Genomic DNA, 14,445 nt, shown 5'->3' with positions numbered 1-14,445 from the left:
GTCGGCCGATCGCCGGATTCGGCACGAAATAAGCGGTTGCGGTGGGCCTGATAGTTAACGAGAGCTTTCTGAGTGAGGCCAAATCGTGTCATTTGTGCAACAACGCCAGGGGATAGCAGCCGAACAGCCCTTTCGCCGGTACGATCGTGGTTGAACGCCGCCGGCTCATGGGTAATGTCGATTTCGAAGGAGCGGCGCGGTGCGCATCTTTTTCGGTAGTGGGGATGGGGCAGGGAACGCTGTCCTTCAGCAAAGAATACCCAGACCCGTTTTTTAACTTTTGACTGGAGGTCAGAAAATGAACATTAAGAGCCTTCTCCTCGGCTCCGCTGCGGCCCTGATCGCAGTTTCCGGTGCGCGCGCCGCCGACGCCGTCGTCGTCGCCGAGCCGGAACCCGCTGAATACGTCAAGATTTGCGACGTCTACGGCGCTGGCTACTTCTACATCCCCGGCACCGAAACCTGCCTGCGCATCGGCGGCTATGTCCGCTATACGATCGGCGTGGGTGACCGCGAAGGCGTGCAGAACGTTCCGGATCATTTGGATGCCGGTGACAGCAATGACACCTACTACAAGCAGGCACGCTTCACGCTGAGGACCTGGACCGGCCAGGAAACCGAGCTCGGCACCTTGAAGACCTACACCGAGACCCGCTTCAACTTCGCCAACAGCAGCGGCGACTACGCGCTTGGTGGCGATGGCTGGCAGGCCGGCAATAACAATGCAGACGGAACCAGCAAGACTTCGCTGAACTTCGCCTGGATCCAGCTCGGTGGCCTGCGCGTCGGTAAAGACGAATCGGCCTTCGATACGTTCATCGGCTACGCCGGCAACGTCATCGACGATACGCTCGTTCCCTACGGCTCGTTCGACACCAACGTCGTCCAGTACTACTTCGATGCTGGCAACGGCTTCTCGGCCGTCGTCTCGCTCGAAGAAGGCTACGGCGACAACACGATCGACAGCTATGTTCCGCATGTCACCGGCGGCGTGAAGTACACGCAGGGCTGGGGCGCGATCACCGGCGTGCTTGCTTATGACAGCAACTACGAAGAGTGGTCCGGCAAGGTCCGTTTGGACGTGAACGCCACCAACGAACTGTCGCTGTTCATCATCGGCGGTTACGGCTCGAACGACAACACCACTATCCTTGGTGCTCAGGCGGACCACGACTTCTACAAGCTGTGGGACGGCAACTGGGCGATCTGGGGCGGTGGCACCTACAAGTTCAACGAGAAGACCTCGTTCAACGTCCAGGCTTCGTATGACGAAGGCAAGACCTTCGGCCTGGCCGCGAACGTTGCCTACGACATCGTTCCCGGCCTCACGATCACGGGCGAAGTCGATTACTTCAACAAGGGCGACAGCGACTGGCATGCCAGCGATGACGGCGTCGGTGGTATCCTCCGCTTCCAGCGCACGTTCTAAGGGCTGGTTCCTTACAGGTGAAATCCAGCCCGGGCGCGCAAACGCCCGGGCTGTTTTTGTTTCGTGACTGGGTCAACGCAAACAGAAGGATGGGGGTAACGGTAGCTGAATAGGATCCGCAGGTGATTTCGTGGGATCCGCTGATGGGCGGATGAAATCACAATCGCGTGATTCAAATCTCTTGAAAGGACGCTCCCAAGCGGATAGGGCTGATCTATCCCACTCGGGGGTGTGGCAAATGATGACGAACGAAGCGATTCAAGAGGGCGAGCCCTCTGATCATTTTTCGATGTTTTCTTCTCAAAATTCGACGATACGATACAGTTACAACAAGATCAGAGAAGTAAAGTCGCACAGGGTCGGAGAGCTTTTTTTAGCATACCGGGACATATTGTGGGATGATGGGCGGCATAAATACAATGTCAGCTCTTTCATCGGCGAGATAGATGAGCTTCTCCTTGGGGAGCGATTCAGCGCCTTTGACCAGAGTACCCTGGACAACCTTATCGGCACCTTGCGCCAGCGCGGCAACAGCAACGCAACCATCAATCGAAAGATGGCTGCCCTTAGCAAACTGCTACGCAAGGCTCACAAGATGGGGGATATCCACAGCCTGCCTGAGTTCCGCCGCCAGAAGGAGCGGGCGGGACGGATTCGTTTCCTCGAGAGGGACGAAGAGGCCAGGCTGTTCGCTGCCATCAAGAGCCGCAGCGAGGACGCCTACAGGCTTTCCGTCTTCCTGGTCGACAGCGGATGCCGTCTCGGCGAGGCGCTTGGGCTGATCTGGAATGACATCCAGGAGCATCGCGTCAGTTTCTGGATCACCAAATCCGGCCGCAGCCGCACCATTCCGATGACCGAGCGGGTCAAGGAAGTCATCAAGCTGCCACCCGCCGAAGGCCGCCGGCCAAAGGGCCCGTTCACCAAGCTCAGCCAGGCACAGTTCCGTGCCATCTGGAACGACGCAAAGGCCGAAGTCGGCCTTGGCGCCGACGACCAGGTGGTGCCGCACATACTGCGCCACACCTGCGCCTCGCGACTTGTCCAGGGCGGCATCGACATCCGTCGCGTGCAGATGTGGCTCGGCCACCAGACACTGTCGATGACCATGCGCTACGCGCATCTGGCCACGAACGATCTCGACGGCTGTGTCATCGTGCTGGAAACGCCTCGATCGACTCAGCCGACTGGCAACTGCGCGGAAGGCTCCATGTTTTCTTCACCCGTGACGACGCCTTCGTCGCCGACGGCAGAGCGGAAACAGAGGGGCGAAACGACCACGGCAAAGGAATCGCCGAAAGCGCCTCGGAAAAGTTCAAAAGCCAAGTAGGCCGGCGAGCTCAGCCTATACTATTGTAACCATCCCAGGACCTTGTTTGGTCTTGGGGGTTACTTATGGCTATTCTGCCGCTCGGCCCGATCAAGAAAAGCTGCAATGTCGTTGGGCAGACTGCCGGTCTCGAGGAATGGCGCGTGGCCCTGACCCGCGACGGTGATCGCTTCCATCATGGAATGGTGCTCTCGCATCTGTTTCAGCGTGTCTACAGACAGCAATCTCGAATTGGCGCCGCGAATGGCGAGCAAGGGAATAGCCGCCAATGCCTCGAATTGGGGCCATAGATCAGGCAGCGGCTGCGTCAGATCCAGACTGGCGACGGTATCGACCAGCTTCGGGTCGAAATCCGGCACCAGGCCAGCGTCTGTTTCACGATTGAGAGCCCATACCATCCGGTCCCAATCCGCCCCGGCAAGTGCGGAGAAGTCCTTGCCATGCACGCCGCGCTGGGCGGCAGTTGCCTGTGCGTGGGTCTTTGGTGTCGGGTCGCGCTCGAGATAAGACTGGATATGGGCAAGCCCAGCCGCCTCGATCACCGGTCCGATGTCATTGAAAACAATGGCTTTCAGGACAGCCGGCCGCATCATGCCGAGCACATGGATGATCAGCCCGCCGCGCGAGGTGCCGATGAAGGCTGCTTCCTCGATGTTCAGCGCCGCCAGCCCGGCAAGGACGTCGCTAGCTTCCATGCCGACTTTGTAGTTTTTGACCTCGGGATCATACGCCGACTGCCCGCGCCCGCGATAGTCGAAGGCAATGACCTTTCGCGGACTTGCCGCATGCGTCGACAGATAGAGCGCCAGCTCGTGAAAATCCTTGGCATTGCGGGTCAAGCCTGGCAGGCAGACAACCGGCCAGGGTGCGGAATTTGCTTCGCCGTAGACGCGCGCATGGAGGTCAAGCCCATCCGGTGCGGTGTAGAAGAAGTCGGAAAAGCCCTGGTTGTTTGACATTTGAAAGGGCCCCCTGATCAGATCATCCCTGACTGCTACAGGCGAGGGTAAGGATGGTCAAATAGAAGGATACCGCCTTGGAGACGTTGGAGGGACAGCGCCCCCCCTCTGTCCTGCCGGACATCTCCCCCTCAAGGAGGGAGATTGGATGTCACCTCGGCTTTCGCCAATCGTCAGCGTCAAAGAAATCGCGCCGCCAATGAAGCCACTGATCTCCCCCCTTGAGGGGGAGATGTCCGGCAGGACAGAGGGGGGCGCCGTAGAGCGCCAGCCTTTGGTTTGCCTGTCCTTATCCCCTCAGCTCCGCCCGTTCACCAGATCTCCAACGATATCGTATTTGCCGGAAATACGCATCTTGTAGACCTCGTAATTCTCCATCACACGCTGAACGTAACTTCTTGTTTCCGTGTAGGGAATCCGCTCAATCCAGTCGACGACGGCATCGATGTCCTTGCCGCGCGGATCGCCATATCTGGCCACCCACTGGCTGGCCCGGTTGGGGCCGGCATTGTAGCCGGCAAAGGTCAGCACATAGGAGCCGTTGAAGCGATCGAGCTGTTCGCCGAGGAAGGCCGAACCAAGCGTCGCGTTGTAGCCGGCGTCGGTGGTCAACCGTGTCTGTGAAAACTGCAATCCGGCCTTCTTCGCCAACTGCTTGGCGGTTCCCGGCATCAGCTGCAGAAGGCCGCGCGCACCGGCGCTGGATATGGCGCCGATGTTGAATTCGCTCTCCTGGCGGGCGATGGCGTAGGCCAGCGCCTTGCCCGAGCCGGAAATGTTGGCCGAATCGGGAATGACGCCGAGCGGATGCGACAGTGCGCCGACATCGATGCCGCGCGCGCCGGCGATCTTGCCGACTTTCAGCGCCATGAAATGGTTGCCCTGCTTCTCCGCAAGGACAGCGAGCAGCGCGAGTTCCCCCGGGCTGGTCAACTGCCCGGCCAGGTCGCGATAGAGCGTTTCGGCATAGCGGTCGTAGCCCGCTTCCTGCAGCCGCTTGATGGCGCTGACAGCCTCGCGGTTGGCAAAATTCTGCCGGTCGGCTGCACTTGGAGAGGGATAGACGATGTTCAGCGCCTGCCGGCCGACGCGTTCGGCGGCAAGCTGGCCGTAAAATGTCGTGCCGTAGGCTGCGGCGCGTGCAAAATAGTCCTTGGCATTGCCTGGACCGCCGACTTCCGCCGCACGGCCGAGCCAGTAATAGGCACGCGACAGCGTCATCGGCCCTTGGGCCAGGTCCGCGATGCGTGCGAAATGCGTTGCGGCAAGCCTGGGATCGTTCAGGCCACGCAGCGCGTACCAACCGGCGTGGAATTCAGCATCCGCCGCATTGGTGGCACTTTCGGCGGCGTGCGTGGCGACGATCCGGTAGGCCGTCTTCATGTCGCCCTCGTCGACCAATTCGCGCGACAACACCCGGCGCTCGACCCACCAGGCATCCGGATCGACCAGAGCGTCGCGATCGGCCGGTGCCTGCATCACAATGGCCGCGGCGCCGGCAAAATCCTCTTGCTTGCGCAGATATTCGGCCTGCGCGAAGAAATAGCCGGCAGAACGCTGCGTCGCCGGCACGGCCTTCAGCAGTTTCGGTGCGTTCTTGTCGCCTTTGTCGGCCGCCGCCCAGGCATCGGCGAGCTGCTGGGCACCGGCAAGGCCAGCGACGCGCAGCGCGGAATTCGCGCGGTCGGCATAGAACATGCGCTCCATGCGAAAACGGTGGTCGGCAGCCGGGATCAGGCCGCCGAATTCCTTGATCAGCGCCGTCTCGTCCTTGGCCTCCAGGATAGCGGTGCGCCAGAATGGGGACAGCACCGAGCGAGCCGCCTTGACGTTGCCGGACGCCACATAGGCGCGGGCAAGAACCATCACGCCTTCGAATGTCTGCGGCTGGCTGCCGTCGAACGCCGCAATGACGATGTCGGGGGCAGGGTTCTCTCGATAGAGCGCGCGCTCGCTGTTCTTGCGCAGGGCGACGGTGCCCGGCCAGTTGGGCAGCATCTTCGCCGCGGCGGCGATATCGCCGCTCGGAACCTTGTCGCCGCCATAAAGCGCGATCGCCCAGGCAAGGATGTGCTGGTCGAGCGAGTGGCCGGGAAGGCCATCGCGCACGCTACGGGCGCCGGGACTATCGCCGGCCGCCAGCGCATCCAGCCCGCTCTTCAAGAGAGCGACGCTCTGCGAGGGCGCCTGTTGCGCCTTGTCCTGCAGGTTGGGCATGGCCGAGCCCGGCATCGGGATGGCCGAAGTGACCTGCACATCGACGCCGCCGCCCGTCGCCATGCCCGGCATCAGCGTGAGCGTGGCGCCAAGCAGCGCGAAAAGGTGAGGCCGACGGCGCGGCATGATCCTTACGTCTTTCCTTGTCCCGGCATTCTACCAGCAGGCGAAGATGCCTCGAAGCCTAAACTTAGGTCGTGAAGAGCCCGTAAACAAAGAGTTAGCGAGGCCGTTCGAATTGCGCTTGCTGGCACCATGGCAATGCTTGCCGCGCAACCATGTCGAGACTATGGTGCGCCGCTTCGCTTTCGGTTAGAAGGCGCGACCACAAACACCGACACAAAATACCAGAAGTGCCAAGGAGTTGGACGATATGCTGAGAGGCTCGCTTACTGCGCTCGTGACACCGTTCGAAAAGAGCGGGCGTTTCGACGAGAAAGCCTTTCGCGCCTTCGTCGAATGGCAACTCGCGGAGGGCACGACAGGCTTGGTTCCCGTGGGCACCACCGGCGAGTCGCCGACGCTGTCGCATGACGAGCACCGCCAGGTCGTCAAGGTGTGCATCGAGGTTGCCAAGGGACGTGTTCCGGTCGTTGCCGGCGCCGGTTCCAACAACACCGAGGAAGCCGTCGGGCTCGTGCAATATGCCGAGAAGGCCGGTGCCGATGCCGCCTTGGTCGTCACGCCCTACTACAACAGGCCGACACAACGCGGCCTCTACGAGCACTTTGCGGCTGTCGCCAGGGCGACCAAGCTGCCGATCATCATCTACAACATCCCGCCGCGCTCGGTGATCGACATGATGCCGGAGACGATGGGCCGGCTCGCGCACGACTTCAAGAACATCGTCGGCGTCAAGGATGCCACCGGCAAGGTCGAACGGGTTTCCGAGCAGCGCGCCACGTGCGGCAAGGATTTCATCCAGCTTTCGGGCGAGGATGCTTCGGCGCTTGGCTTCAACGCGCATGGCGGCGTCGGCTGCATTTCGGTGACGTCGAACGTCGCGCCGCGGCTGTGCGCCGAATTCCAGGAAGCAACACTTGCCGGCGACAGCGCCAAGGCGCTGGATCTGCAGGATCGCCTGCTGCCGCTGCACAAGGCGATCTTCCTGGAGCCTGGCGTTTCCGGCGCCAAATACGCACTGTCGAAGCTGGGCAAGGTCGAGAATGTGCTGCGTTCGCCGCTTGTCACGGTCGAGGACGTGACCGCGGCAAAGATTGATGCGGCGATGAAGCACGCCGGCTTGATAAACTAGGGATGAGGCGCCACCTCTCCGCATCATGAACCAGGTCAGAAAAGCCGATCCCAACAACAAGACCGTTTCGGAAAACCGCAAGGCGCGGTTTTCCTACGAGGTGCTCGACACGGTCGAGGCCGGTCTGGTGCTGACCGGCACCGAGGTCAAGTCGCTGCGCCAGGGCCAGGCCAACATCCAGGACAGCTATGCCTCGGTCGAAGGCGGCGAGATCTGGCTGATCAACTCCTATCTGCCGGAATATCTGCAGGCCAACCGCTTCAACCACGAGCCGCGCCGGCGTCGCAAGCTGCTGCTCAACAAGCGCGAGATGGCGAAACTGTCGCAGAGCGTCGACCGCGAAGGCATGACGCTGGTGCCGCTGAAGATTTATTTCAACGACCAGGGCCGCGCCAAACTGCTGCTTGCCGTCGGCCGCGGCAAGAAACTGCACGACAAGCGCGAATCCGAGAAGCAGCGCGACTGGTCGCGCGAGAAGGGTCGGCTCTTAAAAGAGCGTGGGTGAGGAGCGGTCCGCGAAGCGGACGAAAAGCCAACGATTTGGCTTTTCGAGCGACGAACGCCCGGAGCCATAGCGAAGGACCGGGAAACCGAAGAGGATAGTCTTGAAGAACAGGATCGTCCTCTGGGGCTCGGTTGGTCTGGTCCTTGCGGGCCTCATTGCCGCTGGCGGCTTCCTGTACTTCCGCACATTCTCGCCAGACCGCGATAAATATCCGGTCAGGGGCATCGACGTCTCCCATCATCAGGGCCAGATCGACTGGCGGCGCGTAGCCGCCGACGATGTCGCCTTTGCCGTCATCAAGGCGACCGAAGGCGGCGATCATGTCGACGATGCCTTCGTGCGGAATCTGCAAGAGGCCCGCGCCGCCGGTCTTGCCGTCGGCGCCTATCATTTCTTCACCTTCTGCCGGCCTGGCGCCGACCAGGCGAAGAATTTCATCTCGGTGGTGCCGCACGACCGGCCGCTGCTGCCGCCGGTCGTCGACATCGAATTCGGCGGCAACTGCCCGCAACGGCCGACGCCCGAGCAACTGAGCGCCGAACTGGCGGCGTTCCTCGCCCCTGTCGAGGCAGCGTTCGGCAAGCCTGCGATTGTCTATCTGACCGATGAGGCAGCGCAGACCTATGCCGGGCGCATCGCTGCCCGTCCGCTCTGGCTTCGCTCATTGCTTCTGGAGCCGGACCGCGACGACTGGGTCTACTGGCAATACCACAACAGGGGTCGCGTCGACGGCATCAATGGCGATGTCGATCTGAATGTGCTGCAGGGCGGATCGGCCGTTTTGGCCGCGCTGTCCGCTGCACCGTCGGTCGCTCCGGGAACTCAGTGATTCCCTGAACCACTGACAGATATCGTTCGCCGTCGTTTCATGCCGCGGCTTGGGAAACCTCCGGTGTGAGCGTGACATTGGCATCGCCCCAGATTTTCAGGGCGGTGATCACCGGCTCCAGGCTTCTGCCACGCGGTGTCAGGCTGTATTCCACCTTCGGCGGCACCTGCGCATAGACCTTGCGGGCAATCAGCCCATCCGTCTCCAACTCGCGCAGCTGGTTGGTCAGCATGCGCTGCGTGCAATTCGGAATGCGTCGGCGTATCTCGTTGAAGCGCATCGTGCCTTCCAACAAATGGTAGAGCACGACCCCTTTCCACTTGCCGTCAATATAGCGGAGCGTTCCCTCCACGGCACAGCCGGGGCTGCAATCGAATCGCTCATGGCGGATGCGCGGCATGACGGTATCCTTTTCGACACTATGTGCTTTATATGTGCATTCTTGCGCTTGGCGCACATAACCCGCATCTCTACTCCGCACAACGCTCAACAGCAATCGCGGAGACCAAAATGCGCGCCGTCGGCTATCAAATCCCAGCTCCCATCACCGATGAGTTGTCGCTGGTCGACATCGACCTGCCCAAGCCCGAGCCGACAGGCCGTCAATTGCTGGTCGAGGTGAAGGCGATCTCGGTCAATCCGGTCGACACCAAGGTGCGGCGAAGCGCCCGCCCTGAAGCAGGAGCGTGGCGGGTGCTTGGTTGGGACGCCGCGGGCCGGGTTGTCGCGACAGGTCCAGATGCCAGCCTGTTCAAGGCGGGTGACGATGTCTTCTATTCCGGTGCGCTGGCGCTGCAAGGCACTAATGCCGAGTTCCACCTTGTCGACGAGCGCCTTGTGGGCCGCAAACCGAGCTCGCTCGGCTATGCCGAGGCCGCCGCACTGCCGCTGACAGCGATCACCGCCTGGGAAACCCTGTTCGACCGCCTCGATGTGAAGAAACCTGTGACTGGCGTGACGAATTCCATCCTGATCATCGGCGGCGCCGGCGGCGTCGGCTCGATCGCGGTGCAGCTTGCGCGCCAACTGACCGATCTGACTGTGATCGCCACCGCGTCAAGGCCCGAGACGCGCGACTGGGTCCTTGGGCTTGGCGCCCATCACGTCGTCGACCACTCCAGGCCGCTCGCTGCTGAAGTGGCAGCCCTCGGCATCGGCGCTCCAGCCTTTGTGTTCTCGACCACCAACACTGACAAACATTTGGCCGAGATCGCCGAATTGATCGCGCCGCAGGGCCGTTTTGGGTTGATCGACGATCCCCAGACGCTCGACATCAATCCGTTCAAGCGCAAGAGCGTTTCGGTTCATTGGGAACTGATGTTCACCCGCTCACTGTTCGAGACGCAGGACATGGCCGTGCAGGGTGAGCATCTGAACGAACTGTCCCGGCTTGTCGACGCAGGCACCATCCGCACCACCCTGGGCGAGACGTTTGGTCCTATCAATGCCGCCAATCTGAAGCGCGCCCATGCGCTGATCGAGACCGGCAAGGCCAAGGGAAAGATCGTGCTGGAAGGGTTTTGAACGGCGGCGCTATGTCCGCAGGAACGCCGCTATCTGGCTGAAAACGCTGACGAACATCGCTTCGGTCAGCACGCCGGTATTGGTGTTGTAGCGTGAGCAGTGATAGCTGGAAAACAGCGTGAGGCCGCCGGCCGGCAGCTGCCCGCCATGCTTGAACGGGTAGGCGGCGACACGTTGGCCAAGAGCGCGCACGGTCGACTGGTGCGCGATCGATCCCAGCGCCAGCACAGCGCGCAAATTGGGGAACCGGTCGATCGTCGGCACCAGGAATGTCCGGCAGGTGGCAATCTCGGCGCCCACCGGTTTGTTCTCCGGTGGCACGCAGCGCACCGCATTGGTGATCGCTGTCCCGACCAGTTCCAATCCGTCGTCGGGTCTGGCCTTGAATTCGCCGCGCGCAAAACCGTGCGAAATCAGCGTCGAGTAGAGCAGGTCGCCGGCATAGTCGCCGGTGAAAGGGCGTCCGGTGCGGTTGGCGCCGCGCAGCCCGGGCGCCAGCCCGACGATCAGCAACTGAACCGCGGCTTCACCTTCCGGCGGCAGGAAAGTCGGCACCGGCGCATTGAACCAGGATGGTTCGCGCTGCCGCCAGTCGGCGATGAAATCGTGCAGCCGCGGGCAGAGCGGGCAGTCGCGGCCGGGTTCGGAGGCGGAAAGGGCGGTCAAGGCGACCGGCCTCAGTAGTCGTCCTCGTCGACCTCGGCCGGCTCGGGCCGCCGCACCGGCCGCTCGGACGGATCGCGGCCGACCTCGTTCTTCAGCGTCGTCAGGTCGATGAAATGGTCGGCCTGGCGGCGCAGATCGTCGGAGATCATCGGCGGCTGCGAAGCCATGGTCGAGACAACAGACACCTTGCGGCCGCGCCGCTGCAGCGCCTCGACCAGCGTGCGGAAATCGCCGTCGCCGGAAAAGATGACGTAGTGGTCGACGACATCGGCGAGTTCCAGCGCATCCACCGTGAGCTCGATGTCCATATTGCCCTTGATCTTGCGGCGGCCGGTCGAGTCCGTGAATTCCTTGGCCGGCTTGGTGACCACCTTGAAGCCGTTATAGTCGAGCCAGTCGATCAACGGACGGATCGAGGAGTATTCCTGATCCTCGACCAGTGCCGTGTAATAATAGGCGCGCAGCAGATAGCCACGCTTCTGGAAGCTCGACAGAAGCTTGCGGTAGTCGATGTCGAAGCCGAGCGCGCGCGACGTCGCATAAAGATTGGCGCCGTCGATGAATAGGGCGATTTTTTCACGAGGGTCGAACATGGAAAATATTCCTTCTCGAAATAAACGGCCGTCTAAACGAAATGCGGTAGCGACGTTCGGTCAGGCTCATAATAAACCGGCTGACCTCTACGCCATCCGAGATAGCGCCAGTTTCGCGGCAATCCAAGGGCGTGTTGGCGCACTGCAAGCAATTGTGATCGGGACACCCAACGCATAAGTACAGACAGGTTTTGCCGAATCGGGTGTTCGAACGAAGGATTGGGCGCCCTGCAGCCCGGCCATTGCCATGATGCTTGTATTTTGGCGGCGTTCGGGTTATGGACCGCGCCTGTTTTCCATCAAATCCATCGCATGAAAGGGGCATCCATGGCCCGCGTAACCGTTGAAGATTGCATCGACAAGGTCGACAACCGCTTCGAGCTGGTGCTCTTGGCCGGCCACCGCGCCCGGCAGATCAGCCAGGGCGCGCCGATCACCGTGCCGCGTGACAACGACAAGAACCCGGTCGTGGCGCTGCGCGAGATCGCCGATGAGACGCTGTCGCCCGACGATCTCAAGGAAGATCTGATCCATTCGCTGCAGAAGCATGTCGAGGTCGACGAGCCCGAGGCCGATGGCGAGGCGATTGCCGATCAGACCGGCGCCGCAGTTGCGGCCACCGACGCCGATGACACCGAAGAGAACATCACTTTCGACCGGATGACCGAGGAAGACCTCCTGGCCGGCATCGAGGGTCTGGTGCCGCCGGAAAAGAGCGACGACTACTAAGCGAGCGCTCTGGACCTGCCTGGAATACGTTTCCGGCACTTCCGTCCAGTCAGTTTCGTGGCTATCTATGAGGTGCGCCGTACGCTAGTGCGGCGCATCAATCATTTCAGCACCGCGAGATCCCGCCCATGATGCGTCAGTATGAGCTTGTCGAGCGCGTCCAGCGCTACAAGCCTGACGTCAACGAGGCGCTGCTCAACAAGGCCTATGTCTACGCCATGCAGAAGCATGGCCACCAGAAACGCGCTTCCGGCGACCCCTATTTCTCGCACCCGCTCGAAGTCGCCGCCATCCTCACCGAAATGCACATGGACGAGGCGACGATCGCGGTCGCCCTGCTGCATGACACCATCGAGGACACCACCGCGACGCGGGCCGAGATCGATGAGCTGTTCGGGCCCGAAATGGGCAAGCTGGTCGAGGGGTTGACCAAGCTGAAGAAGCTTGACCTCGTCTCCAAGAAGGCCGAGCAGGCGGAAAACCTGCGCAAGCTTCTGCTGGCGATTTCGGAAGACGTCCGCGTCCTTCTGGTCAAGCTCGCCGACCGTTTGCACAACATGCGCACCCTCGATCATATGCCGGAGGCCAAGCGCCTGCGCATCGCCGAGGAGACGATGGACATCTATGCGCCGCTGGCCGGGCGCATGGGCATGCAAGGCATGCGCGAAGAGTTGGAGGAGCTCGCCTTCCGCTACATCAATCCGGAAGCCTATCGCGCTGTCACCGCCCGGCTCGCCGAAATCTTCGAGCGCAACAAGGATGTGCTCTCCGATATCGAGAAGGCGCTGTCCACGCTGTTCGAAAAGCATGAGATCAAGGCAGGTGTGAAGAGCCGCCAGAAGAAGCCGTGGTCGGTGTTCCGCAAGATGGAGGCCAAGGCGCTGTCCTTCGAGCAGCTGTCCGATATTTTCGGCTTCCGCGTCGTCGTCGACACGGTCGAGGATTGCTACCGGGCGCTTGGCGCCATCCACACCACATGGTCGATGGTGCCTGGCCGTTTCAAGGATTACATCTCGACGCCGAAGCAGAACGACTACCGGTCGATTCACACCACCATCGTCGGCCCGTCGCGCCAGCGCGTCGAACTGCAGATACGCACCCGCGAGATGAACAAGATCGCCGAGTATGGCGTCGCCGCGCATTCGATCTACAAGGACACCGGCGGCAAGACGAATGGTGCTGCCCACGCGATCTCGAAGGAAACCAACGCCTATGCCTGGCTGCGGCGCACCATCGAGCAGCTTGCCGAGGGCGACAATCCCGAGGATTTCCTCGAGAACACCAAGCTGGAGCTGTTCCAGGACCAGGTGTTCTGCTTCACCCCGAAAGGCATGCTGATTGCGCTGCCGCGCGGCGCGACACCGATCGACTTTGCTTATGCGGTGCACACCGATGTCGGCGACACCTGCGTCGGCGCCAAGGTCAACGGCCGCATCATGCCGCTGATGACGGAACTGAAGAACGGCGACGAGGTCGAGATCATCCGCTCCAAGGCGCAGGTGCCGCCGGCGGCTTGGGAATCGGTCGTCGTCACCGGCAAGGCGCGCTCGGCGATCCGCCGCGCCACCAAGAACGCCATCCGCAAGCAATATTCGGGTCTCGGCATCCGCATCCTGGAACGCGCCTTCGAGCGCGCCGGCAAGACCTTCACCAAGGAGAGCCTCAAGCAGGTGCTGCACCGGCTGGCGCGCAAGGACATCGAGGATGTGCTGGCCTCGGTCGGGCGTGGCGAGCTTGCCTCCGCCGACGTCATGAAGGCGGTGTTTCCCGACTACAAGGACGAGCGCGTCACCACGGCCGCACCCAAGCCGCGCGAGGAGGGCTGGTCGAAGATCCGCAATGCCGCCGGTATGCTGTTCCAGATTCCGGGCCGCGCCGCGCGCAAGGACAAAGACCAGCCGCGCGATGGCGCCGTGCCGATCCGCGGCGTGCGCGGCGACCTTCCGGTGCGTTTCGCGCCGGAAGGAGCGGTGCCTGGCGACCGCATCGTCGGCATCGTCCAGCCGGGCACCGGCATCACCATCTATCCGATCCAGTCGCCGGCGCTGCAGGCTTTCGACGACCAGCCCGAGCGCTGGATCGACGTGCGCTGGGACATTGACGAGCGCACCAAGGAGCGCTTTCCGGCGCGCGTCTCGGTCACCGCCATCAACGCACCGGGTTCGCTCGCCGACATCGCCCAGGTGGTTGCGTCGAACGACGCCAACATCCATACGCTGTCGATGGTGCGTACCGCGCCCGACTTCACCGAAATGCTGATCGATCTCGAAGTCTGGGATCTGAAGCACCTGAACAGGCTGCTGTCGCAGCTCAAGGACAATTCGAGTGTCAGCGATGCAAGGCGCGTGAACGGCTAGACCATGATCCCGAAAAGTGGGAACCGGTTTTCGGACAAGATCATGGTCAATC

13 protein-coding genes are annotated in these 14,445 nt (G+C 61.7%); 8 read left to right on the top strand and 5 right to left on the bottom strand.

The genetic code is table 11. The annotated features are described in order from the left end of the window. Positions 1 to 298: 298 nt before the first annotated feature. Together HB777_18030 and HB777_18025 are read left to right on the top strand one after the other, a co-directional pair. Complete coding sequence (locus tag HB777_18030; protein ID QND65619.1) at positions 299 to 1,429, top strand: porin; 1,131 nt, start codon at positions 299 to 301, stop codon at positions 1,427 to 1,429. A gap of 238 nt (positions 1,430 to 1,667) precedes the next feature. Beyond that, positions 1,668 to 2,759: a site-specific integrase gene (locus tag HB777_18025; GenBank protein ID QND68807.1), complete on the top strand. Its 1,092-nt coding sequence runs from the start codon at positions 1,668 to 1,670 to the stop codon at positions 2,757 to 2,759. 59 nt (positions 2,760 to 2,818) lie between these two features. Here the strand turns inward: HB777_18025 and HB777_18020 are convergent, their stop codons facing one another. Both HB777_18020 and HB777_18015 read right to left on the bottom strand, forming a co-directional pair. Beyond that, positions 2,819 to 3,718 carry an alpha/beta hydrolase gene (locus tag HB777_18020; GenBank protein QND65618.1) on the bottom strand — a complete coding sequence of 300 codons (900 nt, stop codon included), beginning with the start codon at positions 3,716 to 3,718 and terminating at the stop codon, positions 2,819 to 2,821. A gap of 297 nt (positions 3,719 to 4,015) precedes the next feature. Then, a complete protein-coding gene (locus tag HB777_18015) occupies positions 4,016 to 6,061 on the bottom strand; it encodes a lytic transglycosylase domain-containing protein (GenBank protein ID QND65617.1) in 2,046 nt (681 codons plus the stop codon). 247 nt (positions 6,062 to 6,308) lie between these two features. Here HB777_18015 and HB777_18010 point away from each other — a divergent pair, with 247 nt between their 5' ends. The 3 genes from HB777_18010 (at position 6,309) to HB777_18000 (ending at position 8,524) form a co-directional block, all read left to right on the top strand. Next, the gene (locus tag HB777_18010; GenBank protein ID QND65616.1) at positions 6,309 to 7,190 is read left to right on the top strand and encodes a 4-hydroxy-tetrahydrodipicolinate synthase; all 882 of its coding nucleotides are present in this window, start codon (positions 6,309 to 6,311) and stop codon (positions 7,188 to 7,190) included. A 25-nt stretch (positions 7,191 to 7,215) separates the two neighbouring features. Then, positions 7,216 to 7,695, top strand: a complete 480-nt coding sequence (smpB, locus tag HB777_18005; protein QND65615.1) for an SsrA-binding protein SmpB — start codon at positions 7,216 to 7,218, stop codon at positions 7,693 to 7,695. Between the two features lie 100 nt (positions 7,696 to 7,795). Further along, on the top strand, positions 7,796 to 8,524 hold the full coding sequence (locus HB777_18000) for a glycoside hydrolase family 25 protein (GenBank protein ID QND65614.1): 729 nt from the start codon (positions 7,796 to 7,798) through the stop codon (positions 8,522 to 8,524). Between the two features lie 37 nt (positions 8,525 to 8,561). On the opposite strand, the gene HB777_17995 is transcribed toward HB777_18000, so the two are convergent. Further along, positions 8,562 to 8,924 (bottom strand): helix-turn-helix transcriptional regulator, encoded by a 363-nt coding sequence (locus HB777_17995; GenBank protein QND65613.1) that lies wholly within the window; start codon positions 8,922 to 8,924, stop codon positions 8,562 to 8,564. A 110-nt stretch (positions 8,925 to 9,034) separates the two neighbouring features. Here HB777_17995 and HB777_17990 point away from each other — a divergent pair, with 110 nt between their 5' ends. Continuing rightward, positions 9,035 to 10,048, top strand: a complete 1,014-nt coding sequence (locus HB777_17990; protein QND65612.1) for a zinc-binding alcohol dehydrogenase family protein — start codon at positions 9,035 to 9,037, stop codon at positions 10,046 to 10,048. A 9-nt stretch (positions 10,049 to 10,057) separates the two neighbouring features. Here the strand turns inward: HB777_17990 and HB777_17985 are convergent, their stop codons facing one another. Continuing rightward, positions 10,058 to 10,714, bottom strand: a complete 657-nt coding sequence (locus HB777_17985) for a uracil-DNA glycosylase (GenBank protein ID QND65611.1) — start codon at positions 10,712 to 10,714, stop codon at positions 10,058 to 10,060. Positions 10,715 to 10,725: 11 nt separating this feature from the next. After that, entirely contained in the window at positions 10,726 to 11,307 is a 582-nt protein-coding gene (locus HB777_17980; GenBank protein QND65610.1) for an NYN domain-containing protein, read from the bottom strand. Between the two features lie 327 nt (positions 11,308 to 11,634). Between HB777_17980 and HB777_17975 the strand changes: the two genes are divergently transcribed. Beyond that, positions 11,635 to 12,036: a DNA-directed RNA polymerase subunit omega gene (locus HB777_17975; protein ID QND65609.1), complete on the top strand. Its 402-nt coding sequence runs from the start codon at positions 11,635 to 11,637 to the stop codon at positions 12,034 to 12,036. Between the two features lie 128 nt (positions 12,037 to 12,164). Next, positions 12,165 to 14,393, top strand: a complete 2,229-nt coding sequence (locus HB777_17970) for a bifunctional (p)ppGpp synthetase/guanosine-3',5'-bis(diphosphate) 3'-pyrophosphohydrolase (protein QND65608.1) — start codon at positions 12,165 to 12,167, stop codon at positions 14,391 to 14,393. Positions 14,394 to 14,445 lie beyond the last annotated feature (52 nt).

Source organism: Mesorhizobium loti (genome assembly GCA_014189435.1).
GTDB lineage: Bacteria > Pseudomonadota > Alphaproteobacteria > Rhizobiales > Rhizobiaceae > Mesorhizobium > Mesorhizobium loti_G.
This window is presented reverse-complemented; position numbering and strand designations above follow the sequence as displayed.